Genomic DNA, 22,706 nt, shown 5'->3' with positions numbered 1-22,706 from the left:
CGATGGCCACTGCTGGGACCCAGATAGCTTGCTCCATCAGCCTTCGGTCTGCATCTCCTGTTCCTTTTTCCTGAAGGCCTGGATTACGGCGTCGACCGTCACAGTCAACGAGTCCAGCGCTTCCGCCCTCGCCTTTCCCTCAGCGCTCGCCCGATACAGGTGCGGCGTCATGGCCAGCAGATCCTGAATGTCCTCCCGGTTATCCAGGGTCATCTGATAGGTCACCCGGATTTCATCCAGGCTTTCAAAGCCGGCAGGGACCGCCCGTTTATCGGCTGGCGGCTTCAACTCGGGGTAAATAATCTCGCGCAGTTCCCGCAAGTGATCAGGCCCGGCATCCACCTGAACCAGTAAACCACCTTCCTTCAGAACCCGGTAAAACTCGCTGTAAACCGGAAAGCCAAACAGACTCAGCACACAGTCGAGGGTGTCCGACTCGACGGGCAGATTCGCGTTGCTGGCAACCACCCAACGAACAGCGCGCCGATCCTGCTGAGCAGCCTTCAAGACGGCCCATTTGGAAATATCGTTGCCGATCAGTTCGCAATCACGATCATCCGGTAGCGTTTGTGCCAGTTGGCGGAGGTAATAGCCCTCTCCACACCCGGCGTCGAGGCAGCGGAATGGGTTGGCGCTCTCAATTCCAGTGCGAACCGCCTCGCTTATCCCTTCTGAAATAGGCCTGTAGAACCCTTTCTGCAAAAATCGTTGCCGGGCAGCAACCATCTCCTTACTGTCGCCGGGGTCCCGGGATTTCTTTTTCTGAACCGGCAGCAGGTGAATATAGCCCTGTCGCGCAACATCGAAGCTGTGGCCGTTGGCGCACCGCCAGGATGATTCCTGCTGGTTCAGGGGTTCGCCATCAAGAGGGCAAGTCAGTGCAGTAAAGGGAATTGAAAGCACAGGTGTCAGAATCCAGGTTGGAGAGAAGAAACCACTGAGACAGTTTAGGACCCATAAACGAAAAAAGGCACCCGCGTGGGATGCCTTTTTTCTGAGCGGAACCGAAAGTTACAAAACTTTCTTCAGCTCTTCTTCCAGCTGCGGCACCGCTTCGAACAGGTCGGCAACCAGTCCGTAGTCAGCTACCTGGAAGATCGGTGCTTCTTCGTCCTTGTTGATCGCAACGATCACCTTGGAGTCAGACATACCGGCCAGGTGCTGGATGGCACCGGAGATGCCGACGGCAATGTACAGCTGCGGAGCAACGATCTTACCGGTCTGGCCAACCTGCATGTCGTTGGGAACGAAGCCGGCATCAACCGCTGCACGGGAAGCACCGACCGCTGCGCCCAGCAGGTCAGCAACGCTTTCCAGCATCTTGAAGTTGTCGCCGTTCTGCATACCGCGACCGCCGGAAACAACGATGCCGGCGCTACCCAGATCAGGACGATCGGATTCTGCCAGCTCTTCGCTGACGAATACGGACAGGCCTGCATCCTTAACAACGTTCAGCTGCTCAACCGCGGCGGAGCCACCTTCTGCGGCTACGGGATCAAACGCGGTCGGACGAACAGTGATCACCTTGATGCTGTCGCTGGACTTAACCGTCGCGATGGCATTACCTGCGTAGATCGGACGAACGAAAGTGTCGTCGGACTCAACGCGGATGATGTCGGATACCTGGGCAACGTCCAGCAGCGCAGCAACGCGCGGCATGAAATCTTTACCTGTAGTACCGGCGGCGGCCAGGATGTGGCTGTAGCCTTTGCCAACTTCGGCAACCAGCTCACCGAGGTTTTCGGCAAGGAAGTGCCCGTAAGCGGCGTTGTCGGCAACCAGTACCTTGTTTACGCCTTCTGCCTTGGCAGCAGACTCAGCGACGGCACCGCAGTTTTCACCGGCAACCAGAACGTCAACGTCACCACCGATGGCTTTGGCAGCCGCTACCACATTCAGGGTAGCCTGCTTCAGGCTGCTGTTGTCGTGTTCAGCAATTACCAGGATGCTCATTTAGATCACCTTCGCTTCGTTCTTCAGTTTATCGACCAGCTCAGCTACGTCAGCCACCTTAACACCAGCCTGGCGAGAGGCAGGCGCTTCTACTTTCAGGGTGGACAGGCGCGGTGAAATATCGACACCCAGATCTGCCGGAGAGGTCGCGTCCAGCGGCTTCTTCTTGGCCTTCATGATGTTCGGCAGAGAAGCGTAACGCGGCTCGTTCAGACGCAGGTCAGTGGTAACAACCGCAGGCAGATTCAGGCCAACAGTGATCAGACCACCGTCAACTTCACGGGTCACGTTGACCTTGTCGCCATCAACAACCACTTCGGAAGCAAACGTGCCCTGACCCATACCGGTCAGCGCGGCCAGCATCTGGCCAGTCTGGTTGTTGTCGGAGTCGATGGACTGCTTGCCGAGGATAACCAGCTTGGGTTCTTCTTTCTCGACAACGGCCTTCAGCAACTTGGCGGCTTCGAGGGACTGAACCTCTTCGTCGGTCTCGACGTGGATACCGCGGTCAGCGCCCAGCGCCAGAGCGGTACGGATTTGCTCCTGGGCAGTCTTCGGGCCAATGGAAACCACAACGATTTCACTGGCAACGCCCTTCTCTTTCAGGCGAACCGCTTCTTCAACTGCGATTTCGCAGAACGGGTTCATTGCCATCTTCACGTTGGCGAGATCAACACCGGTGTTGTCCGGCTTGACGCGGACCTTTACGTTGTAGTCGATTACTCGTTTTACAGCGACCAGAACCTTCATAGATTCCTCGTTCTTCTACGATGGGTTTAAAGACGTCATCAGGAAAAATCGTTAGTCGGCCGGATTGGCGGCCAATGAAGCGATCCTGATGCCTGTCAGATCAGCGTGAAACCGAAATTATGGGTATCCACACCAAAGGTTACAAACAGCTAGCTGGGCGGCCCCGCTGTCATGGCGGACTAATACTGCAGTCAAAGTAAAGGCGGGTCAATAGGCCCGACTTACCGACTTCCCGCGTTACCAGAGCCAACCCGGCCTTAAGTCTCAACGCTCGCAAACCGGTTGATCCGGTAACTACCCGGTTTCGAGAGTGTTTCGGAGAGTACGTACCATGCCAAAGACTCGGCAGAATTTCAAACAAACGTTTGTTTGACTCACCAAATGCGATATCCTCGGGAAACGAAAACTCGGGGCAAACCGCGATGGCCGGTCGTCTGTACGCAGTTTTACCGGTATGATATCGCCCTTTCATTAGCCTGCGGGCACACTATCCATTAAAGAAGTTGAGGAGACCAACGTGGAACGCGAATCGATGGAATTTGATGTTCTTATCGTCGGCGGTGGCCCTGCGGGCCTGTCGGCAGCCTGCCGTGTCATGCAGTTGGCGCAGGAAGCTGGCGAGGAACTTACCGTATGTGTGGTTGAAAAAGGGTCTGAAATCGGCGCTCACATTTTGGCCGGCACCGTTTTCGAACCAACAGCCCTCAATGAATTGTTCCCGGACTGGAAAGAAAAAGGCGCTCCCCTGAACACGCCGGTCACACGGGACGACATTTTCCTGCTGAAGAACCAGGAAACAGCCACCAAGATTCCGAATGGTTTCGTGCCCAAGAATATGCACAACCACGGCAACTACATCATCAGCCTGGGCAACCTGTGCCGCTGGCTGGCCGAGCAGGCCGAGCAGTTGGGCGTAGAAGTCTACCCCGGCTTTGCGGCAGCCGAGACCATCATTGAAGACGGCCAGGTAAAAGGCATCATTACCGGTGACATGGGTGTTGCCCGTGATGGCTCTGAGAAAGACGGCTTCATGCCCGGCATGGAACTGCGGGCCAAGTACACCCTGTTCACCGAGGGTTGTCGCGGACACCTGGGCAAACGCCTGATCGAGGAATACAAGCTTGATGAAGGCAAGGATCCGCAGCATTACGGCATCGGCATCAAGGAACTGTGGGACATCGACCCGGCCAAACACGAGCCTGGCCTGGTTGTGCACACCACTGGCTGGCCTCTGAACGAGAGCGGCTCCACCGGCGGCTCCTTCCTCTATCATCTGGAAAACGGCCAGGTATACGTGGGCCTGATCACCGATCTGAGCTACAGCAACCCCCACCTGAGCCCGTTCGAGGAGTTCCAGCGCCTGAAGCTGCATCCGGAAATCCGCAAATACCTGGAAGGCGGCAAGCGCGTATCCTACGGTGCCCGTGCCATTGCCAAGGGCGGTTACAACGCCCTGCCGAAGATGAGCTTCCCGGGCGGCCTGCTGCTGGGCTGCGATGCCGGCACCCTGAACAGCTCCAAGATCAAAGGTTCCCACACGGCCATGAAGTCCGGCCTGCTCGGAGCTGAAGCGGTGTTCGAAGCGCTGAAAGACGGCAAGGCGGGTGAAGAAATCACCAGCTTCCAGAAGCGCTTTGAAGACAGCTGGTTGTACAAGGAGCTTTACGCCGAGCGTAACTTTGGACCAGCCATGCACAAGTTCGGTAACGTTGTTGGTGGCGCAATTGCCTTCTTCGAGCAGAACATTCTGCGTGGCAGCCTGCCGTTCACCTTCCATGACACCACTCCGGACTACGCCACTCTGAAGCCAGCGTCGGAAGCCAAGAAGATCGATTACCCGAAGCCGGATAACACGCTGACGTTCGATCGCCTGTCATCGGTGTTTATTTCCAACACCAACCACGAGGAAGACCAGCCGGTTCACCTGAAGCTGACCGATCCGGACATTCCGCTCAAGGAGAACCTGCCGAAGTTCAACGAACCTGCCCAGCGCTACTGCCCGGCCGGCGTATACGAAGTGGTTGACAGCGACGATGGCAGCGGCCAGCGCTTCCAGATCAATGCCCAGAACTGTGTTCACTGCAAGACCTGCGACATCAAGGATCCTGCTCAGAACATTACCTGGGTTACTCCGGAAGGCGGCGGTGGCCCCAACTACCCGAACATGTAACCGGGTGTTCACCTGAATAAAAAGCGGCCCTCATCGGGCCGTTTTTTATTGCCAATAATAGTCATCTGAGCATCAGCCTTTTCAGGGCACAAAAAAAACGGCTCCCGAGGGAGCCGTTTCAGCGAAGGCTATTCGGAAAAGCTTAGTGCACGTGACCGTGCTCTTGCTCTTCGTCAGTTGCTTCACGGGCTTCAACGATTTCTACGTCGAAGTGCAGAGTCTGACCAGCCAGCGGATGGTTGGCGTCGATGGTCACAGTCTCTTCAGCCACTTCAACGACGCGAACAACCTGAGGACCGCCCGGAGTCTGCGCCTGGAACTGCATGCCCGGCTCGATGGTGTCTACGCCTTCAAAAGCGGAGCGCGGTACAGGCTGAATGAGCTCTTCGTTCACCTCGCCGTAGCCTTCTGCCGGCTCTACGGATACTTTCAGCTGCTCGCCAGCCTGCTTTTCCTGCAGCGCGTTCTCGAGTCCGCCGATGATGTTTTGTGCACCTTCCAGGTACGACAGAGGCTCACGACCTTCTACACGGGAGGAGTCAAGCTGCTCTCCCTCATCGTTGGTGAGCGTGTAATGGATGGTGACAACACGAGGTTGGGCCATGGGATCTCCTTGCGGGTCGTAATGACTGTTTAAGTATGTTTGGGTAATCGAATCGGATCTTGAACAGCCTCACTGAACAGAGGACCTAACGACCACCAGGCCTCGTTATAAAATCTCATAACAAGTTAGAAAGCACAGTGTAACAATGGACACTTCGCATTTTCTACCGTTTACCATGGGGCCTCGGTAAGGGTTTTCAACCACCGCGGGCAATTTCGAAGAAGACGCCATCACTCAACACCCCGAGCACCTCACCGCTTACCTCTTTCCGCTCAAGGACATAACCCGCCAGATCATAGAACGCCGAAGTGACCAGTCGCGCCTCAACTCCGTGACGGACAGTCACTACCGGTCGAGGTTCGTCGGAATCACCGTAAGTGCCGACGACGAGAGTATGAGCGGAACCCAGCGTAAGCGTTTCGCCAGTATTGGTCTCTACAGTAAGGACTTGTTCTTCACCCTCACCTTTCGCTCTCAGCGAATGAGCCAGCAAAGGGGTGTCTTCCACCTGAATGCGCCACTTTTCAACGGGCGTGACCAGATAAAATTCCCCATCGTCCTCACGACGAAGAATGCTCGCAAAGAGCCTCACGATGGACTCTCGTTTGATGGGCTCCCCCTTGTAAACCCACTCACCATTGCGGGCGATGCGCATGTCCATCTCGCCAGAGAGCGGAGGATGCCACTTCTCCAGCGGTGGGCGCCCCGGGTCGCGGATGGCGTCTTTAACCCGTTCTGCCAGATCATTAGAGTGTTTGCTCATAGCCGCTCTGCCGCCTTACAGTTACAGACCACGCATCCATTCAGCCCGTAACGGCACCGCGCCCGGGCTATTGATTGCCAGGTCCACCTGATCGAGCATCGTTTGCTTGTCACGCCCCAGCACGCCCTTGAGGACAAGGTAGTTGGACGCGTGATCGCTCCGGAAGATCGTATTCTCCAGTTCCAGGTGCTCAAGGAACAGTTTTATCTCCTCAAACAAACCGGATTGAGACAAAGGCTCGAAGTCATCGCCGAACCCCTCCCGGAAGCGCTCCTCCCCCTGGGGGAAGCTGACAACCAGTGTTGAGAGATAGTCCGGCTGGGTTTCGTTGCACAAAGTGGCGGTATTGATGGCGTGTTGCCGGGATAGAGCTTGCCCACCCAGCCCGTTGAGCACCATCACTGAGCTGGTGAGTCCGGCTTCACGAATCTTCTCCAGTGCCGAGCGGGTTGACTCCCAGGTTTCGCCCTTGTTGACCCGGCGCAACACTTCGTCGTCACCAGACTCCATGCCCACGTAAAGAATTTCCAGGCCGGCTTGCCTTAGTTGAGCCAGTTCGTCCACGGTCTTCTTTGCCAGATTCCGGGGCAGGCAGTAACTGGACACCCGCTCCAGTTCCGGAAAAGCAGACCGAAGATCGGCAAGAATTTCCAGAAGCCGGCGCGTCGGCAGCACCATGGCATCACCGTCTGCCAGAAACACTCGTCTTACGCCCTTCAGGGAACGGGCCGCCTTGCCGATGTCAGCCCGAATGTCTTCGGGTTTGCGAGCGCGGAACTTCTTTTGCGGCTGAGTATACATTTCGCAGAAAGTGCATTTATTCCACGAGCAACCGTTGGTTACCGGCAAAATAAGTGACTTGGCCTCACTCGGCGGACGAAACACCGGCTCAATGTAATCAATGGGAAAACTGTACATAGGGCTGCAACGTTGTTAGCTGAGTGTTATCCCTTAAACGTCAGGGTAGAAATTGGTCTTTCAAGTCAGCACATCCCGGCCCGACGACCGGCACATCCAAAAGAACCGCCTGGGAGGTCATAAACGGTATGCCGTGTCTGTGGCCATCGACCAGAAGGGTTGAGAGGCTGCCAACAAAGGGCATGTGAGACACCAGCATCAGGGGCCATTCCTGTGCTTCGAGCAGCGCGTCCAGGCACGCCCCCGGATCGTCGTCCGGAGTCAGGAATTCCCGTTCATCAACCGGGCAATTCAGAATTTCAGACACGATCGCGGCCGTCTGGCGGGCCCGTACGTAGGGGCTGCACCAGATAAGCTCCGGACGCCATTCGGACTCGGCAACCTGGGCCGCCACCGCGGCCACCTGGTGCCGCCCGATTTCAGTCAGCTCCCGCTGCTGATCGATGGTGTTCCAGCCAGCCTCTCCGTGACGCATGACAAACAGATGCATTAGGCCTCCACAAGCCGCTCAGTGGGCAATGGTGCGCGGCAGGATGAACTCCACATCAGAATTCTGAACCGCCATCATCAGGCTGTTGATCACCGCACTGATGGAAGCCGAACCATAGAGGATTTCAAACAGGCCCCGCACCAGTGGCATGTAAATACCAACCCCTTCAGCTTTCTCCTTGACCAGCTCGAGGGTATAGATACCTTCTGCCACCTGGCCAAGCTCGCTGACAGCTTCATCCAGTGTCTTGCCCTTGCCTACCGCGTAACCTACCCGGAAATTCCGGCTCTTGGAGGAGGTGCAGGTCACGATAAGGTCGCCAACACCCGCCAGCCCCATGAACGTCATGGGATTGGCCCCGAGGCTGACTGCAAATCGGCTCATTTCGGCCAACCCTCGGGTCATCAGCATGGCACGGGCGTTTTCCCCCATCTCGAGCGCATCCGCCAGGCCTGCAACGATGGCGTAGATGTTCTTCAGCGCCCCGGCCAACTCAACGCCGTACACATCCACATTGGCATAGACCCGGAAATAGGAACATCCAAGCAGATCCTGGACAGTCCGGCGCACGTCCGGATCCTTGGCGGCAATCACTGTTGCAGTGAGATCCCGGGCGGCAATCTCGCTCGCCAGGTTTGGGCCGCTCAGTACCCCAATCCGGCACCGGGGAATTTCCTCCTGGAGCACTTCGGACATCAGTTTGAAGCCGTCACGCTCAATACCTTTGGTCAGGCTGATAACGATCTGGCCATCCCTGAACTCGGACCTGTGCTGGCTGATCACTGAGCGAAACGCTTTGCTGGGAATAGCGACAAACACGATCTCAGCGTTTGCGATAGCGCCCGCCATGTCTGTGGTCGGCTGAATATCGCCAGTGAGCTCTACTCCGGGCATGTAGCGACTATTTATGCGGGTATTTTCGATCTCTGCGGCCTGGTCCGGGTCGCGCATCCAGAAATGAACCGTGTGACCGTTTTCGCCAAGCACTTTTGCCATGGCAGTACCGAAGCTACCGCCACCCAATACGGCAACATCGTGTGCTGCTTCGCTTGCCCCAGTTTTTTTCTGGGACGTGTTAGTTTCCGGCATAGCTGATCCGTGTTTTTTATGATTTCGGAGGACACCCGGCCCGGGTCAGGCAGCGACCGCCGCCTATCAACCTGGCTCTTCGCACTCCAGCGCCTGCACCAGATTCTTGAACTCTTCTCTGTTACGGCTATTGAGCCCCATCAGGACCTTGTGGGCGTCCAGTACCTTGTCGCGAACCTGTTGTTCGCTGGCTTTCAGAACGGGAATTTCCTCAAGCTCTTCGATTCGGGAAGCGGGCTCCCGAACAATAATGAAGATCTTATCGAAACCCATGGAGGTGATGATACGGGTAATATCAGGATTGGTGGAGATAAGGGTGGGCAGGAAGTGACTTTGTTGCTGAGCGGCCATGGCGATTTTGGCAAGCAGGCCAAGGGTCGTGCTGTCGATAACCTCGGTTTCGGTCAGATCGATCACCACGGTCTTGAATTCCGGATCCCGGGTGATGGACTCAACCAGATTGTCCAGCGTTGAACAGAGGTTCAGCCGGATTTCCCCGATAAACTTCAGGACATAAATGCCCTGTTTTTCAGCCTGCAGGATTTTATAACCAGCCATCATGCTTCACACGGTTACTCGTTTAACGACGGGAATCTGACTCATTGGCCGTGTCCGTAACCGACACAATAGCTATATCGTCAGGTAATTCCGTGATGTCGTCGAGATTAAGGGCCTCGCTCAAGGAGGCGATAGTGTGCCGCCCACTGGATACGAGTTCAAGTAACGTCTTTTCCTTATCATCAAGGCTTTTGGCCCGGATGACCTCCAGAATGCCATCGGAAAACAGTATCAGTCGGAAGGGTTTGTCCAGCGAAGCTTCGTACACATCCCATTCAGGGTCCTCGAACAAGCCTACCGGAAGACCTCTGCCCTCGAGAAAAGCCGTTGAACCTTCTTCAAACGACAGAATTGGCATCGGGAAATGGGCGCCAACGGCGTACCGTAATTTACGTTCGCTCAGCGTGATGATGCCAACGAAGACAGTAACGTGCTTGCCTAACCCGGTGTCCAGTAATTCCGAATTGATCCTTTGCAAGAACCGTTCGGGATACAGAATGTCGTCGCTGGACCCGCGACGCAGGTTGCGCTGAAGCCGGTTCGTCAGGTTTTTGAGCAAAACGGTGACGAAAGCCGAACTGGCGCCATGCCCCGAAACATCCGCAATATAGACCAACACCTGATTCTCAGTGATCGGGAAATAATCCAGAAAATCGCCGCTCAGGTAAAGCGAGGGCTTGATCAGGTGCTCGACGTGTAAGCCTTCAATATCCTGCTCCCGATCTGGCAGCATCTTGAGCTGTACCTTGCGCCCTGCCCTCTGGTCTGCCCGCAACTCAGCTATACCGTTGCGTAATTCCCGGTTGGCCTCTTCCAGTTCTTGCCGGTAGAGCTGATTCAGGCGATTGACTCTGACCCGGTCAAACAGTTTCTCGATGACATCATCCAGCGCAGCTTTGTCATCGTTACAGGGCTTGAGCAGAAAATCCGCGGCACCGGCCCTGAGAGCCGCCACGACATCCGCGCTGGAGCTGCTCTCCGAGCAGCATACGATGGGCGTGAGGCTTTCCGACTCTTCAATTATTCTGGCCAACTCACGAATCGTGGCCGGAGGAACATCGACAAAAATAACGTCTGGAATGCCTTCACTGAACACCGTCTGAGCTGCGCCGAAATCGGCGCATCCAGTGACATAGAAGCCACGGGCCTCCAGATAGCGGGCAAGTTCCGTCCGGGCATGTTGGTCGGCGTCGATAATCAGGATGCGCTCAGTGCGCGAGGTCATGGCGGTTGCCCTAAACTACCAGCGATAAACGAGAAATTGGCGATACTAAGCCTATTCTGGCACGCCTCTGTGATATAACAAGGGCAGTTTCGCCAAATTGGGAGATTCAGCGATATGAGACGTGCAGTGAACGACTTGCTCGGCGCGTATGACAAACTGATCATGGACCCGGTTCATGGCGGCATCCCACTCTACCGACATGAAATTCAGGTGATTGACCATCCCCTGTTCCAGCGACTCCGGAATATTTGTCAGAACGACATACTCAGCCTGGTTTTTCCTGGCGCGACCCACTCCCGGTTTCTCCACAGCATCGGTGTTCTGCATGTCGGCACACGCATGTTCCGCTCGATGATCGATGCCTACCTCCGGGAACGAAAGCTGAGCGAATGCACTGACCTGAGCCTCAGCCAGTTGGACGCCATCGATTACCTGGCGAAGATCATTCGCCTGGGGTGCCTGCTTCACGACAGTGGCCACTCCAGTTTCTCTCACCAGTTTACCAAGGCCCGCCGGATACGGGAGTTGATGTCACGCCCCGGACGATTCGCCGATCTCTGGGCGGGTATGGATTTCTCCGACTATCACAGCGAAGAGCCCGAAGAACTTGAGCACGAGCATTATTCGGTTCGGGTTGCTCACGAGGTCCTGTCGGCTGTCGACCTGGAGGACGCCGGGATCTGTGCCCGGGACGTCATCGGCATTATGGAAACCACGGAAACGGCGCCCAGCGAGACCTTCCGCCAGCATGCCCATACGTTCTGGGAGTTCATCGCAGGTTCCGAAGCGCGCTCAAGTGCCATGAGCGGAACCGACATACCACGCCTGGTGCGGGACCTGCTGAAATCGGTGGTATCCGGGGAAATCGATGCTGACCGCGCCGACTACATGCTGCGGGACGGCTTCCATTCCTCCGTCACCATCGGCGGCTTCAACCTGGACCATCTGCTGAGCAACCTGAGATTCGGCTGGGATGTGTCTGAACCGTGGCTGGGCCTTGCCATCACCCAGAAAGGCCTCGGGGCCCTCGAGGATTTCGTGTACAGCCGCCACCAGATGTACCGTAAGGTCTATGCCCATAAAACCGCCCTGGGTTTCGACTGGCTACTCCGGGAGGCCATTAACGAAGTTCTGGAAGATCCGGACAACTTTGCATGGGTGGATACCTGCCTGAGTAATATGGAGTACTTCGCCGAGCTTACGGACAATTTCTTCTGGGAGGCGTTCCGCAAGGAAGCCCGGCGCAACCCGGCCAGTTACTCCCGCTGTATTGTCAATCGCGTCAAACTGAATCATCTGGATACCCGCGAGGACCTCACGGACGAACAGGTCCGGCAGCACAGCACCTGGCTTGGCGAGGAACTGGACCTCGACCCCGACAGCGTGGTCACCTGTTCCATGCGGGCGCGGTTCTCCAAAATCCAGGAGAATTTCGATGGCATCAAGGTGCTGATTCGCGACCCGATCGACCGCTCCCGCTCACTCAAACAAATCACCGAAGTCAGTGCCTTCTTCAGTAAATTCCGGGATGGAACCATCACCCATTTCTATACCCCACCGGACAAGCCAACGAAGCAGATCACTGCGCCGCTGATTGAGTGATGCGGCCCGATTCAGGCGCCGGAAGGCATGGCCTGGACCAGTTGGCTCGCACTGTCGAACGCCCCTTCCACACGCCCACCGCGTAGCCAGTCACCAGCCAGGCCGATTTTCTGCTCGTCGAACCACAGGTGCCCCGGCTGTGCGTCGCAGGCAGAGCGGGCGTACAGCCATCGATGCGCTATCACCTCGCCAGGATCCTCCGCAAAGCCCACCAGATCCCGAAACGCCTCGACCAACAGAGCCGCAACCTGCTCCGGTGGCGTATCGACGTGGGACTGACTCCACGCAGGATCGGCGTGTAATACCCACCACTCTCCCTCATCTTTCCGATCAGGCTTGCTGGAGTTATTGGCAAGCCAATACAGGACCGGGTGTTCCACACGCATACCCTGGTGGTGCGCGCAGGGTGTTTCATTGAAGTGCGCAGCCACTGCCCAGCATGGCTGTATGCCAGCGACATAGTCCTCGAGCATTACGGCTTCCGCTTCAAGTCCACTGTCCACCAGTAAGTCGCGACTCTGGGCGGGCGGTGCGGTCAGAATGATCTGGTCGAAGCTGCCGAGTGAACTATCCTCAATATCATAAAGAGTCCACTGTTCCCCATACCGGCTGAACCGCTTAACCCGGGTTTCCGGCACCACATCGAGGTGATGGGACAGAGCTCTCGTGATCGCGGTCATCCGTGGTGTGCCCACGTAACGGTGCTCCTCAGGGAAGGGGCTCCACTGGCCAGTCGCGCTCCTGAAGCCGAATTCGCCCTGCCAGGGGGCAAAGGTGGAGTCACCAGCGTAATGACGGAGAAAGGGAAGGAAATCCGGGTTACGAGCCGTGAAATACTGCGCACCGATATCGGCGGAGCCCCCCGGTACCCGCTTGGCAGCCAACCTGCCCCCCGGCCCCCGACTCTTCTCGAATACGACCACTTTGTGTCCCTGCTGTTGCAACAGGATTGCTGCAGTAAGACCTGACAGGCCTGAACCAACAATGGCAATACGGCGTACCGGCAGTGAAACTGATTTTTCGTTCGGCATTTAATTAAGTGCATCCAAAATGAAGGGTTTAAACGTACAACCATCTAAACAGGCAACCAGACGCTGTTCCAGTAACGCTCTGGCGACAAAGAATTTTTCAGAGGAAGGCAAATCGGGTATGTCCCCCACGAATAACTGGCGCTTGAACATTCTGAGGTGGTTCGATTCCGAAGCCGGTTCAGATCACATAGATACCACCTCCAAGCACTTCAACGTTCTCCGTGTGGTGCCTTTTCTGCTGCTCCATCTGGCGTGCTTCCTGGCCTTTTTCACCGGAGTCAGCACCTTTGCGGTGGTGTTTGCGCTGGCGTTTTTTCTGGTCCGGATGTTTGCCATTACAGGGTTTTACCATCGGTATTTTGCCCACAAAACGTTCAAGACCAGCCGGCCCGCCCAGTTTGCCTTTGCCGTGCTGGGCGCGAGCGCTGCCCAGCGGGGGCCGCTCTGGTGGGCGGCCCACCATCGACATCACCATCAACACTCCGACCAGGAACAGGATCTGCATTCTCCCCAACAGCGCGGATTCTGGTGGTCCCACATTGGCTGGTTCACCTGCGATGCGGGCTTCGCCACCGATGAGCGCCGGGTTCGGGACTGGGCAAAATATCCGGAACTGCGCTGGTTGAACCGGTTCGACGCTGCCATTCCCGCCATCGCTGCCGTACTCATATTCGGCATCGGCGAGACACTTGCAGCTTGGGCGCCTCACCTGGGTACCGACGGCTTCCAGTTACTGGTTTGGGGCTTCTTTATCTCAACCGTCGCGCTGTTTCATTCCACCGTAACCATCAACTCCCTTTGCCATGTTTGGGGCAAGCGCCGTTTTGACACCTCTGATGACAGCCGCAACAACTTCTGGCTGGCACTGGTAACGCTGGGCGAAGGTTGGCACAACAATCACCACCGCTGGCCCCAGTCCGTTCGCCAGGGATTCCGCTGGTACGAAATCGATATGACCTGGTATGGACTCTGGCTGCTTGCGCGCCTCGGTATCATCTGGGATCTGAACCCTATACCGGAACATATTCAAGAGGAAACCCGGAAACTGGATAACATGAGGAGGAGCCGCTCATGAAAGCCGCCCCAGCAGTCGAGGTTGGAGCGCCGGACGCTGCCGTTCCCGCGACCCTCGACAAGTTCAAGAGCCTCTTTAATGAGCTGGACAAAGGCAATCTGAATCGTCTGGCAGAGCTCTACAGCGAAGACATTTATTTCCAGGACCCGCTCAGTTCGGCGCAGGGCCTGGACGACCTGACGCACTACTTTGCCAGTGCATACGCGAACGCCATCAGCTGTCGGTTTGAGTTTTCTCACCCGGTGGTGGACGAGAACAGGATCGCCATTCCGTGGGTCATGCACCTCCGGCACAAGCGGATCAACAAAGGCGGGTTAATTCAGGTTCAGGGAATAAGTCACCTTGCCGTTCGCAAGGGCAAGGTGTATTACCACCGAGATTATTTCGACGCAGGTCAGTTGCTGTACGAAAACCTTCCGGTGATGGGCAAAGTCATTCGCTGGGTGAAGGGATACGCGGGATGAGTCATCGCCTTGAGTCACCGTCCAACATCTGGATAACCGGAGCAGGGAGTGGTATCGGCGAGGCCCTGACCCGGGCATTGGTCCGGGGTAACCATCGTCTGATATTGACCGGCAGGCGTTCAGAGCCACTGGAGGAACTGTGCCGGGTGGCGCCAGAGAAAATGCTCAGTGCGCCGGGTGACACGACCAACCAGGAAGATCTCAGGCAAATTGCCCAGGTACTCGAAGACCAGGGCGACCTTCATATGGTCATTCTTAACGCCGGTACCTGCCAGTATCTTGATGTGGCCGATTACGACAGCCGGATCATCGAACAGAACGTCCACACCAACGTGATCGGTACTGCCCGCTGTCTTGATATCGCCCTACCCGCACTGCGACGCACCCGGGCCAAAGGTCTGCCGGCAACGCTGGTCATCGTCAGCTCGTCGGCATGGTGGTTTCCGTTTGGCCGGGCGGAAGGCTACGGCGCCTCAAAAGCGGCGCTGACCTACTTCGCCCACTCGCTGCGCGCCGACCTCGCCCACGAAGGCATTGATGTGGTGGTGGTCTCGCCAGGATTCGTAAAGACGCCCCTGACTGACCGCAATGACTTTCCCATGCCCTTCCTCGTCACCGCGGAAGACGCCGCAGAGCGCATCGTAAGCGGGCTGGCCAAGGGCAAGAACGAGATTGACTTCCCCAAACGATTCACCTGGACGCTGAGACTCCTTGGCGCCCTTCCCCAGGGGCTGGTTGACCGGATGGCCGCCAATATGGCGCGTAAAGGCACCTAACAACAGGACTTCATTGGATGAGTGACCATCGTCAGCGTATTGCTGTCATTGGGGCCGGCGTTTCCGGCCTGACCGCCGCATGGCTGTTAGCGAAACATTACGACGTAGAGCTGTTCGAAGCCGGCGACTATGCCGGCGGCCACACCAACACCGAGCATGTCGAAGCCGGTGGCCGTACCTGGCCGGTAAACACGGGATTCATTGTGTTCAATGACTGGACCTACCCGAACTTCATGCGGCTGATGGACCTGCTTGGCGTGCCATCCGAAGTCAGCGATATGAGCTTCAGTGTGGAGTGCAGTCACAGTGGACTCCAGTACAACGGCACCAACCTCAACAAGCTGTTCGCCCAGCGCCGCAATCTTCTCCGCCCCTCGTTTCTTCGGATGATCCACGAGATCCTAAGATTCAACCGTGAAACCCGGAAAGCGCTGGAAAATAACTCCATCGACGACACCGAAACCCTCGGGCATTATCTCAACCGGAACGGCTACTCCCGATACTTCCGGAATTACTACATCGTGCCTATGGGTGCCGCGATCTGGTCCGCCCCGGAAATCGTTCTGGAGCAGTTTCCCATCCGCTTCTTCCTTCAGTTTTTCAACAACCACGGGATGCTGTCCGTCGATGATCGGCCCACCTGGCGCGTCATCTCCGGAGGATCGTCCCAGTACGTGTCCAGAATGATGGACCGCCTCGGACCTCATACTCATTTAAATACTCCCATCGACCGCGTCAAACGGGATGAACAGGGCGTGAGCCTTTGGATCCATGGAGAGGAACAACGGTTCGATCAGGTGATCTTCGCCTGTCACAGCGACCAGACACTGTCGATTCTGGGTGATGACGCAACTGCTCAGGAACGCGAAATTCTTGGCGCTATCGGTTTTCAAGACAACGAGGTGGTCCTGCACACCGACAGCCGCATGCTTCCCAGCACACAGCTCGCCTGGGCGGCATGGAATTACTTCATTCCGCAGCACAGCACCGAACCGGTGTCCGTCACCTACAACATGAACATTCTGCAGAACTTTCACGATGCCCCTGAAACCTTCTGCGTAACCCTCAACCGCAGTCAGGACATCGATCCGACGAGGGTCATCAAGACATTCCGGTACTCCCACCCTGTATTCACTCTGGATGCGGTGGCAGCCCAGAACCGCTATGAGGAAATCGGAAACCGGAACCGCAGCCACTTCTGTGGGGCCTACTGGTTCAATGGCTTTCATGAGGACGGCGTTCGAAGTGCCCTGCGCGTCACTGGCGACCTGGGCGTGGAGCTAAAGGCATGAACAGCCAGTGGCTTGAGGGCTCAGTTCGGCACCGGCGAATGGCCCCCACCCGGCATCGGTTCGAGTACAGCACCGGCATGCTGGCTGTGGACCTGGATGAGTGGGATTCGGTCACGGATATCAGCCCGCTCTTTTCTCTGGAACGCTTCAACTGGCTGTCTCTTCGGCGGGCCGATTATTTCAAGCCGGATCATGGCCCTCTGGCTGACGCCATCCGCCAGCACGTGGAGCAGGCCACAGGCTGGCGGCCAGAGGGCCGCATTGAGCTGATATCCCATCCTCGATACATCGGATACGTGTTTAACCCGGTGAGCTTTTATTTCTGCTACGCCGGGTCAGACGATCCCTTGGAAGGCGCTGTTCCAAAGGTGATCGTCGCCCAAATCACCAACACGCCCTGGCACGAACGTCATACCTATTGTCTCGAAACCACCGGCTCGCCACCGAGCCCAGCTGGCTGGCGCAGCGAACGGTTTGGGTTTGAGAAACGATTCCACGTATCACCGTTCAACGGCATGGAACAGTCCTACCAGTGGACGTTCAGCTTCCGAGGCCCGGAACTGCGAATTCATATGAACGTGAATGAAAACGACAGCAAACACTTTGATGCCACGCTGGTAGTCCAGCGGGCACCCCTGACACGTAAAGTACTGCACAGAAGCCTGCGCCGATTTCCGCTGGAAGCATTCAAGGTGACCGCGGGGATTTACTGGCACGCGTTTAAGCTGAAGCTCAAGGGTGCGCCTTTTTACACCCACCCGGACAAGCTGCCAGCAGACGACCCTGCCTTTGAGCGTGGTGTGCAGGATGCGGGGCTGGACGTGTCGTCAACGGTCAATCACAACCAACATCGCGGAAGGGTTAGCTCATGGAGAACCTGAACACACCGGCAACCACGCCAGAACAGGCTGTGGCGCCTAATCCCTGGGCGAATCGAATGGCCCGTAAGCTGGTGGTCCAGCAGTTTGAACGGCTGGCGCACGGACGCCTTCTGGTAAAGGATGTCGATGGCGAAACCCTGACCTTTGGCGACGGCGACAGCCGCTATCCGGTCGCGGAACTCCTGGTCCACGACAGTTCCACCTGGAGAGATCTGCTCACCGGAGGCAGTGTGGGAGCTGCAGAAGCCTTCGTGGCGGGCGACTGGTCGTCCCCGGACCTGGTCGCCCTACTGCGTTTTTTCACCCGCAACATTGACCGGATGAACGCCTTTGAAGACCGCTACAGCTGGTTGACCAAGCCTGCTCTGAAAGGTTTGCACTGGCTGAACCGGAACACCAAAGAAGGCTCCCGCAAGAACATCAGTGCCCATTACGATCTCGGTAACGACCTGTTCGAAATGTTCCTTGACCCATCCATGATGTATTCGTCGGCAATCTACCCCAACGACGAATCCAGCCTGGATGAAGCCGCCACCCACAAGCTGGACACCATTTGCCGGAAACTCGACCTGAAGCCTACCGATCACGTAATCGAAATTGGCACCGGCTGGGGCGGATTTGCTGTTCACGCCGCCAAACATTATGGCTGCCACGTGACCACAACCACCATTTCGAGTGAACAACTGGAACTCGCCCGGACCAGAGTGAAAGAAGAAGGCCTTGAGGAGCAGATTACCCTGCTGTTCGACGATTATCGCGACCTTGGAGGCAAATTCGACAAACTGGTCTCCATAGAGATGATCGAAGCCGTCGGCCCTCAGTTTCTCGACAGCTACATCAGCCAGATCAACCAGCTCCTTAAACCTGACGGGCTTGCCCTGATTCAGGCCATCACCATGCCAGAGCAACGCTACCAGCGGGCGCTTAAGAACGTGGATTTTATTCAGAGGTATATTTTCCCGGGCAGTTTCATTCCGTCGTTTGGTGCCATTCTCGATTCGGTTCGCTCACGCAGCAATCTGGTCATGACCCACGCCGAGGACATTGGATTCCACTACGCCAGAACGCTCAACGACTGGTGCAAACGGTTTATGGCGCAGGGCGATAAAGTAGAGAAACTGGGCTACGACCTGGCTTTCAGGCGCCTGTGGCAATTTTACTTCGCGTACTGCGAAGCGGGATTCAGCGAACGTGCCATCGGGGTTTCACAACTCCTGCTGGCCAAGCCTGAAAACAAGCGCGCCAATCTGCTGAGCCTATGATCACTTCGGAAACCGCCCGCAATGTTATTAACTTCCTGCTGTTTCAGGCGGGGTGGCTGATCTGCGTGCTATTTCCCGGAAAGCCCGCAGCCGCTATCGTCCTGGGATTTCTGGTGCTTCACTTTATTCTCGTAAGCCAAAAGCGCAAGAGTGAGCTCCAGTTTATTGGCCTGGGGACCGTGGTTGGTGCCACGCTCGATCTGCTGTGGTTCCGGACCGGTGTTCTTGGACTGGACAGCCAGGAAGTGTTTCTGACGCCGCCATGGCTGGTGGCCATCTGGGCGATTTTTATGACAACCCTGTGCCACTCGCTGGATTGGATCAGCCGAAGGGTCTGGTTGCCCTTTGTGCTGGCGCCCGTTGCCGGCCCCTTTGCTTACTGGTCCGCCAGCAAACTCGGTGCAATCACCCTTCCCGACCTGGCCCCGTCACTGGCGGCCATGGCCATTGGCTGGCTGGTGGTCTTCCCCCTGCTACTCTTTATCCGCAAATCCCTGTATCCGGAATTGCAGGCATGAACCGTAAACGTATCCTGACACTGGCCTCGGCCCTGTCGCTGACCTGCTCACCAGCCATCGGCGGTGAGATGCGCTTTACGGGCACCGCCAAGACGTTTTCGGGAGGAATCCTCTATACCGAGGATCACGATATATCCGGAAGCTGTCGGGACGGCAGTTTCCGGCCAGACGCTCATCAAGTGAGTTACCGGTGGCCCGATCAGGAGCAACCATTTGCCCGGAAAGACCTGGTTTACGGTGAATCCCTTATTCGGCCAACCGTTAATTTTCGCCAACCTCAGTTCAACGAATCCATAACCATTAACTACACCGGCGAATTCAAGCTGGAAGTGAACTGGCAGGCACCCAAGGGCGAAACAAAGACCTTCGATATCTCGTTCCCGGAAAACCTCGTGGTGGATGCCGGTTTCGATAATTTTGTCCGCCGGCACTGGGAGCAGGTGCTCAGTGGCGAGTCCGTCTATTTCCATGTTCTTGCACCCACACGGGGAGAGCATTTTGCGTTCGTGCTGGAGCCGGCAGAAAACCCTGACATCACAGCCGATCACGTGTTCCAGATTCGCCCCACCGGCTTCGTTCTGCGCTTCCTCGTCAAACCGATCCAGCTCGGGTACGACGCCAATGGCGCACTCACCGACTACTATGGTCTGACCAACATTCGGAAGAACAAAGATTCCAACTACACGGCCCATATCCGGTACCGCATGACAGACTGGCCAGACTGTGAACTGATCCGCTGAAGCCGCCTCCCCCGCCAACGCCGCCCCCCCAGGGCAATGTGTTACACTGCTCTCGCCTAGGTTCTTAAGAGTCCAGAGTTCGCGCCCATGATGTTCGTTTCGTTCAACGTCAACAGTATTCGTACCCGTCTTCATCAGCTCCAGGCGGTCATTGATCAGCTCAACCCGGATTTCATCGGCCTTCAGGAAACCAAGGTACGGGATGAAGAGTTTCCCGAGGATGAAATCCGCTGCATGGGCTATCACGTCAGTTTTCATGGGCAGAAAACCCATTACGGCGTAGCCCTGCTGTCAAAGCAGGAGCCCGATAAGATCATCAAGGGATACCCCTGGGACGGCGAAGATTCCCAGCGCCGACTGATCACCGGCGATTTCACCATAGACGGGAAGAAGCTGACCGTAATAAACGGCTATTTTCCTCAGGGTGAAAGCCGGGACCACCCGGTCAAGTTTCCCGCCAAGGAAAAGTTCTATGCCGACCTGATGAAATACCTGGATGAACTGGCAAACGCCGGGGGTCATGTCGTGGTCATGGGCGACATGAACATCTCGCCCACCGATCGGGATATTGGCATCGGGCCGGACAACGCCAAGCGATGGTTACGCACCGGCAAATGCAGTTTCCTGCCAGAAGAGCGGGAGTGGCTTGGCGAGGTTGAGTCCCGTGGTTACACCGACGTGTTCCGGCACCTGCACCCGGAGGAATCAGACACCTTCAGCTGGTTCGATTACCGCAGCAAGGGGTTTGAACGCGAGCCCAAGCGCGGCCTCCGAATCGACCTGATCATGGCCAGCAGCAGCCTGCTGCCGAAAGCCATTGAAGCCGGGGTGTCCTACGACATCCGGGGCATGGAACGTCCATCAGATCATTGCCCCGTATGGGCGAAAATTGAACTGTAGGGGCAAGCTCGTTATTGCATGAAAAAAATTAAAACCAGGGATCGGATCCTCAATACCAGCCTCGCCCTGTTCAACAGCCTGGGCGAGCCCAACGTCACCACGCTGCTGATATCCGACGAAATGGATATCAGCCCGGGTAATCTCTATTACCACTTTAAAAGCAAGGGCGACATTGTGGATGAGCTGTTCAAGCTCTACGAAGAGGAAATGGTGGATCTGCTGGCCGTTCCGGGGGACGCCGATATTTCCCTGGACCAGAAAGGCTTCTTCCTTCACCTGTTGTTCGAGGCGGTTGCCCGGTATCGATTTATCTATCAGGACCTGGTGAACATACTGTCCCGTTACGACCACCTTCAAAGCCGCTTCAAGCGCCTCAAAGGCAAAAAGACCGAAGCGTTCCGCGTGATCTGCCGGAGCTTTCAGCGCCAGGGTATGATGGTAATTGACGAAGAACAACTTGAAGCAGTTTGCGAACAGCTTACTCTAACAGCCTGTTATTGGAGTAGTTTCGATACGCTCTCACACTTAAGCGACCGGGAATCGGTGGATCCCGGCCGGGGGGTTTATCAGATGTTTCATCAGATCATCCCCTACCTGACCCCCTCCGAGCGGGAGCAAGCCAGGCTTATGAGCCGGGATTACCTCTAGTTTATTACTCTTCCTCGTCAGCGGCTCGCTTGCCCCGAAGACGCTTAAGCTCATTCTCGAGCGCTTCGATTCGGTGCTCCAGCGCTTCAATTTCTTCCCGGCGATGAATGCCAAGGCGACGTAACGCTCCGGACACACGCTCATCAAACAGGTGCTCCAGCTTATCCCACGTGCCCGTCGCTTTCTGACGGACGTCATCCACCCGGGTTTCGACCGACTTGATCTGCTTTTCAACAACGCCGCGGGTCTTGTTTTCCAGTTGCTCGCCTTCCTGAACCAGGCGCTCAAAAAACTTCCCGGTATCTTCTTCAGCCTTGTTGTACGCCCCAAGGCCGGCCAACCAGATCTGACGCGCAGATTCTTTCACTTTTGCCGCGAGCTGCGGATCGTTCTCCGGCTTTTTATCGCTTTCTTCAGACATGCAACAACCTCAGGGAAAGGAATTAGGACTGGACGACCATTGTATTACACCACCGGCACAATTTCAGTGCGCCTGTAGGCCGCTCTGGATAAGGCTTCAGTATAAGCAGGCTACAGATATGAAAAAATGTTTTGAATAGATGAGGGGAAGAACTTGCGGTGCTCAAAATATATACAATACTTCCTAATACCGGTATCCCTGCTGATGCCGGTTTGTCTGGAAGTCTTTCATGGATACTACTCGCACGCCTCTGCCCGGCACCCTCTGCCGGGCTTTTTTTTGATACACCGCGCCGCTCACTCACCTTGAGCCCCCGCGCTCAGTGCTCTGGACGCTCATCCCTCCTTGATGCCCCCGTCGGTGCTGGCATTTGGGATAGTCCCGACTACGCTCGAATGCCCAGGTTGTCAGGGTCATCCTCAAACTCCCGCCCTTACAAAACCGGCCCCGAATGTTAACTCCCCGGGCGAACGGGGCGCACTCCTCGATACCTTTAGATGCCTGGCGTTCAATTCAGCCCAAACCGTTCAGGCGTCCGCTTTATCGAGGGTTTCCATACTTTCCTTATGGTTGTGC

At 56.3% G+C, this 22,706-nt stretch carries 24 protein-coding genes; 12 read left to right on the top strand and 12 right to left on the bottom strand.

Features of this window, described 5'->3' with window-relative positions; translation table 11 throughout:
* Positions 1-36: 36 nt before the first annotated feature.
* The 3 genes from K8I84_RS04505 to K8I84_RS04495 all read right to left on the bottom strand — a co-directional run bounded on the left by K8I84_RS04505 (position 37) and on the right by K8I84_RS04495 (position 2,703).
* On the bottom strand, positions 37-903 hold the full coding sequence (locus tag K8I84_RS04505; RefSeq protein ID WP_223793513.1) for a putative RNA methyltransferase: 867 nt from the start codon (positions 901-903) through the stop codon (positions 37-39).
* 108 nt (positions 904-1,011) lie between these two features.
* Positions 1,012-1,953: an electron transfer flavoprotein subunit alpha/FixB family protein gene (locus tag K8I84_RS04500; RefSeq protein ID WP_223793512.1), complete on the bottom strand. Its 942-nt coding sequence runs from the start codon at positions 1,951-1,953 to the stop codon at positions 1,012-1,014.
* Complete coding sequence (locus tag K8I84_RS04495) at positions 1,954-2,703, bottom strand: electron transfer flavoprotein subunit beta/FixA family protein (RefSeq protein ID WP_223793511.1); 750 nt, start codon at positions 2,701-2,703, stop codon at positions 1,954-1,956.
* Between the two features lie 517 nt (positions 2,704-3,220).
* Here K8I84_RS04495 and K8I84_RS04490 point away from each other — a divergent pair.
* A complete protein-coding gene (locus K8I84_RS04490; RefSeq protein ID WP_223793510.1) occupies positions 3,221-4,873 on the top strand; it encodes an electron transfer flavoprotein-ubiquinone oxidoreductase in 1,653 nt (550 codons plus the stop codon).
* 142 nt (positions 4,874-5,015) lie between these two features.
* Here K8I84_RS04490 and K8I84_RS04485 read toward each other — a convergent pair whose 3' ends face one another.
* The 7 genes from K8I84_RS04485 to K8I84_RS04455 form a co-directional block, all read right to left on the bottom strand.
* Positions 5,016-5,477 carry a peptidylprolyl isomerase gene (locus K8I84_RS04485; protein WP_223793509.1) on the bottom strand — a complete coding sequence of 154 codons (462 nt, stop codon included), beginning with the start codon at positions 5,475-5,477 and terminating at the stop codon, positions 5,016-5,018.
* Between the two features lie 196 nt (positions 5,478-5,673).
* Complete coding sequence (locus tag K8I84_RS04480; protein WP_223793508.1) at positions 5,674-6,240, bottom strand: DUF1285 domain-containing protein; 567 nt, start codon at positions 6,238-6,240, stop codon at positions 5,674-5,676.
* A gap of 21 nt (positions 6,241-6,261) precedes the next feature.
* Positions 6,262-7,158, bottom strand: a complete 897-nt coding sequence (locus K8I84_RS04475; RefSeq protein WP_223793507.1) for a radical SAM protein — start codon at positions 7,156-7,158, stop codon at positions 6,262-6,264.
* Positions 7,159-7,198: 40 nt separating this feature from the next.
* On the bottom strand, positions 7,199-7,648 hold the full coding sequence (gene sixA / locus K8I84_RS04470; protein ID WP_223793506.1) for a phosphohistidine phosphatase SixA: 450 nt from the start codon (positions 7,646-7,648) through the stop codon (positions 7,199-7,201).
* An 18-nt stretch (positions 7,649-7,666) separates the two neighbouring features.
* On the bottom strand, positions 7,667-8,737 hold the full coding sequence (locus K8I84_RS04465) for an NAD(P)H-dependent glycerol-3-phosphate dehydrogenase (protein WP_223793505.1): 1,071 nt from the start codon (positions 8,735-8,737) through the stop codon (positions 7,667-7,669).
* A gap of 66 nt (positions 8,738-8,803) precedes the next feature.
* Positions 8,804-9,295 (bottom strand): STAS domain-containing protein, encoded by a 492-nt coding sequence (locus tag K8I84_RS04460; protein ID WP_223793504.1) that lies wholly within the window; start codon positions 9,293-9,295, stop codon positions 8,804-8,806.
* 22 nt (positions 9,296-9,317) lie between these two features.
* On the bottom strand, positions 9,318-10,520 hold the full coding sequence (locus K8I84_RS04455) for a PP2C family protein-serine/threonine phosphatase (protein ID WP_223793503.1): 1,203 nt from the start codon (positions 10,518-10,520) through the stop codon (positions 9,318-9,320).
* A gap of 114 nt (positions 10,521-10,634) precedes the next feature.
* Between K8I84_RS04455 and K8I84_RS04450 the strand changes: the two genes are divergently transcribed.
* The gene (locus K8I84_RS04450; RefSeq protein WP_223793502.1) at positions 10,635-12,122 is read left to right on the top strand and encodes an HD domain-containing protein; all 1,488 of its coding nucleotides are present in this window, start codon (positions 10,635-10,637) and stop codon (positions 12,120-12,122) included.
* Positions 12,123-12,133: 11 nt separating this feature from the next.
* On the opposite strand, the gene K8I84_RS04445 is transcribed toward K8I84_RS04450, so the two are convergent.
* Positions 12,134-13,153: an NAD(P)/FAD-dependent oxidoreductase gene (locus K8I84_RS04445; RefSeq protein ID WP_223793501.1), complete on the bottom strand. Its 1,020-nt coding sequence runs from the start codon at positions 13,151-13,153 to the stop codon at positions 12,134-12,136.
* A gap of 118 nt (positions 13,154-13,271) precedes the next feature.
* Between K8I84_RS04445 and K8I84_RS04440 the strand changes: the two genes are divergently transcribed.
* The 10 genes from K8I84_RS04440 (at position 13,272) to K8I84_RS04395 (ending at position 21,709) form a co-directional block, all read left to right on the top strand.
* A complete protein-coding gene (locus tag K8I84_RS04440) occupies positions 13,272-14,228 on the top strand; it encodes an acyl-CoA desaturase (RefSeq protein WP_223793500.1) in 957 nt (318 codons plus the stop codon).
* A complete protein-coding gene (locus K8I84_RS04435) occupies positions 14,225-14,692 on the top strand; it encodes a nuclear transport factor 2 family protein (RefSeq protein WP_223793499.1) in 468 nt (155 codons plus the stop codon). Before K8I84_RS04440 ends, K8I84_RS04435 begins: the two co-directional genes overlap by 4 nt.
* Positions 14,689-15,468: an SDR family NAD(P)-dependent oxidoreductase gene (locus tag K8I84_RS04430; RefSeq protein ID WP_223793498.1), complete on the top strand. Its 780-nt coding sequence runs from the start codon at positions 14,689-14,691 to the stop codon at positions 15,466-15,468. The genes K8I84_RS04435 and K8I84_RS04430 overlap by 4 nt, the downstream gene beginning before the upstream one ends.
* A gap of 17 nt (positions 15,469-15,485) precedes the next feature.
* A complete protein-coding gene (locus K8I84_RS04425) occupies positions 15,486-16,760 on the top strand; it encodes an NAD(P)/FAD-dependent oxidoreductase (protein WP_223793497.1) in 1,275 nt (424 codons plus the stop codon).
* Positions 16,757-17,641: a DUF1365 domain-containing protein gene (locus K8I84_RS04420; protein ID WP_223793496.1), complete on the top strand. Its 885-nt coding sequence runs from the start codon at positions 16,757-16,759 to the stop codon at positions 17,639-17,641. Before K8I84_RS04425 ends, K8I84_RS04420 begins: the two co-directional genes overlap by 4 nt.
* The gene (locus K8I84_RS04415) at positions 17,629-18,903 is read left to right on the top strand and encodes an SAM-dependent methyltransferase (protein WP_223793495.1); all 1,275 of its coding nucleotides are present in this window, start codon (positions 17,629-17,631) and stop codon (positions 18,901-18,903) included. The genes K8I84_RS04420 and K8I84_RS04415 overlap by 13 nt, the downstream gene beginning before the upstream one ends.
* Complete coding sequence (locus K8I84_RS04410) at positions 18,900-19,421, top strand: DUF2878 domain-containing protein (RefSeq protein WP_223793494.1); 522 nt, start codon at positions 18,900-18,902, stop codon at positions 19,419-19,421. Before K8I84_RS04415 ends, K8I84_RS04410 begins: the two co-directional genes overlap by 4 nt.
* Positions 19,418-20,161: a hypothetical protein gene (locus K8I84_RS04405; RefSeq protein ID WP_223793493.1), complete on the top strand. Its 744-nt coding sequence runs from the start codon at positions 19,418-19,420 to the stop codon at positions 20,159-20,161. The genes K8I84_RS04410 and K8I84_RS04405 overlap by 4 nt, the downstream gene beginning before the upstream one ends.
* 87 nt (positions 20,162-20,248) lie before the next feature.
* A complete protein-coding gene (xthA, locus tag K8I84_RS04400; RefSeq protein WP_223793492.1) occupies positions 20,249-21,061 on the top strand; it encodes an exodeoxyribonuclease III in 813 nt (270 codons plus the stop codon).
* 18 nt (positions 21,062-21,079) lie between these two features.
* Positions 21,080-21,709, top strand: a complete 630-nt coding sequence (locus tag K8I84_RS04395; RefSeq protein ID WP_223793491.1) for a TetR/AcrR family transcriptional regulator — start codon at positions 21,080-21,082, stop codon at positions 21,707-21,709.
* Positions 21,710-21,713: 4 nt separating this feature from the next.
* On the opposite strand, the gene K8I84_RS04390 is transcribed toward K8I84_RS04395, so the two are convergent.
* Positions 21,714-22,130: a phasin family protein gene (locus K8I84_RS04390; RefSeq protein WP_223793490.1), complete on the bottom strand. Its 417-nt coding sequence runs from the start codon at positions 22,128-22,130 to the stop codon at positions 21,714-21,716.
* Positions 22,131-22,706 lie beyond the last annotated feature (576 nt).

Origin of the sequence: Marinobacter sp. F4216 (assembly GCF_019931195.1) — a bacterium.
Taxonomy (GTDB): domain Bacteria; phylum Pseudomonadota; class Gammaproteobacteria; order Pseudomonadales; family Oleiphilaceae; genus Marinobacter; species Marinobacter suaedae.
The sequence above is the reverse complement of the archived record's forward strand: the minus strand, read 5'-3'. Positions and strand labels throughout refer to the sequence as shown.

What these genes read in the sequence shown, in the direction of transcription:
- K8I84_RS04500 (WP_223793512.1), bottom strand. Translation starts at nt 1,953, where the DNA reads ATGAGCATCCTGGTAATTGCTGAACACGACAACAGCAGCCTGAAGCAG.
- K8I84_RS04495 (WP_223793511.1), bottom strand. Translation starts at nt 2,703, where the DNA reads ATGAAGGTTCTGGTCGCTGTAAAACGAGTAATCGACTACAACGTAAAG.
- K8I84_RS04460 (WP_223793504.1), bottom strand. Translation starts at nt 9,295, where the DNA reads ATGGCTGGTTATAAAATCCTGCAGGCTGAAAAACAGGGCATTTATGTC.
- K8I84_RS04485 (WP_223793509.1), bottom strand. Translation starts at nt 5,477, where the DNA reads ATGGCCCAACCTCGTGTTGTCACCATCCATTACACGCTCACCAACGAT.
- K8I84_RS04425 (WP_223793497.1), top strand. Translation starts at nt 15,486, where the DNA reads ATGAGTGACCATCGTCAGCGTATTGCTGTCATTGGGGCCGGCGTTTCC.
- K8I84_RS04445 (WP_223793501.1), bottom strand. Translation starts at nt 13,153, where the DNA reads ATGCCGAACGAAAAATCAGTTTCACTGCCGGTACGCCGTATTGCCATT.
- K8I84_RS04390 (WP_223793490.1), bottom strand. Translation starts at nt 22,130, where the DNA reads ATGTCTGAAGAAAGCGATAAAAAGCCGGAGAACGATCCGCAGCTCGCG.
- K8I84_RS04440 (WP_223793500.1), top strand. Translation starts at nt 13,272, where the DNA reads ATGTCCCCCACGAATAACTGGCGCTTGAACATTCTGAGGTGGTTCGAT.
- K8I84_RS04480 (WP_223793508.1), bottom strand. Translation starts at nt 6,240, where the DNA reads ATGAGCAAACACTCTAATGATCTGGCAGAACGGGTTAAAGACGCCATC.
- sixA (WP_223793506.1), bottom strand. Translation starts at nt 7,648, where the DNA reads ATGCATCTGTTTGTCATGCGTCACGGAGAGGCTGGCTGGAACACCATC.
- K8I84_RS04455 (WP_223793503.1), bottom strand. Translation starts at nt 10,520, where the DNA reads ATGACCTCGCGCACTGAGCGCATCCTGATTATCGACGCCGACCAACAT.
- K8I84_RS04430 (WP_223793498.1), top strand. Translation starts at nt 14,689, where the DNA reads ATGAGTCATCGCCTTGAGTCACCGTCCAACATCTGGATAACCGGAGCA.
- K8I84_RS04410 (WP_223793494.1), top strand. Translation starts at nt 18,900, where the DNA reads ATGATCACTTCGGAAACCGCCCGCAATGTTATTAACTTCCTGCTGTTT.
- K8I84_RS04450 (WP_223793502.1), top strand. Translation starts at nt 10,635, where the DNA reads ATGAGACGTGCAGTGAACGACTTGCTCGGCGCGTATGACAAACTGATC.
- K8I84_RS04465 (WP_223793505.1), bottom strand. Translation starts at nt 8,737, where the DNA reads ATGCCGGAAACTAACACGTCCCAGAAAAAAACTGGGGCAAGCGAAGCA.
- K8I84_RS04395 (WP_223793491.1), top strand. Translation starts at nt 21,080, where the DNA reads ATGAAAAAAATTAAAACCAGGGATCGGATCCTCAATACCAGCCTCGCC.
- xthA (WP_223793492.1), top strand. Translation starts at nt 20,249, where the DNA reads ATGATGTTCGTTTCGTTCAACGTCAACAGTATTCGTACCCGTCTTCAT.
- K8I84_RS04475 (WP_223793507.1), bottom strand. Translation starts at nt 7,158, where the DNA reads ATGTACAGTTTTCCCATTGATTACATTGAGCCGGTGTTTCGTCCGCCG.
- K8I84_RS04435 (WP_223793499.1), top strand. Translation starts at nt 14,225, where the DNA reads ATGAAAGCCGCCCCAGCAGTCGAGGTTGGAGCGCCGGACGCTGCCGTT.
- K8I84_RS04405 (WP_223793493.1), top strand. Translation starts at nt 19,418, where the DNA reads ATGAACCGTAAACGTATCCTGACACTGGCCTCGGCCCTGTCGCTGACC.
- K8I84_RS04420 (WP_223793496.1), top strand. Translation starts at nt 16,757, where the DNA reads ATGAACAGCCAGTGGCTTGAGGGCTCAGTTCGGCACCGGCGAATGGCC.
- K8I84_RS04415 (WP_223793495.1), top strand. Translation starts at nt 17,629, where the DNA reads ATGGAGAACCTGAACACACCGGCAACCACGCCAGAACAGGCTGTGGCG.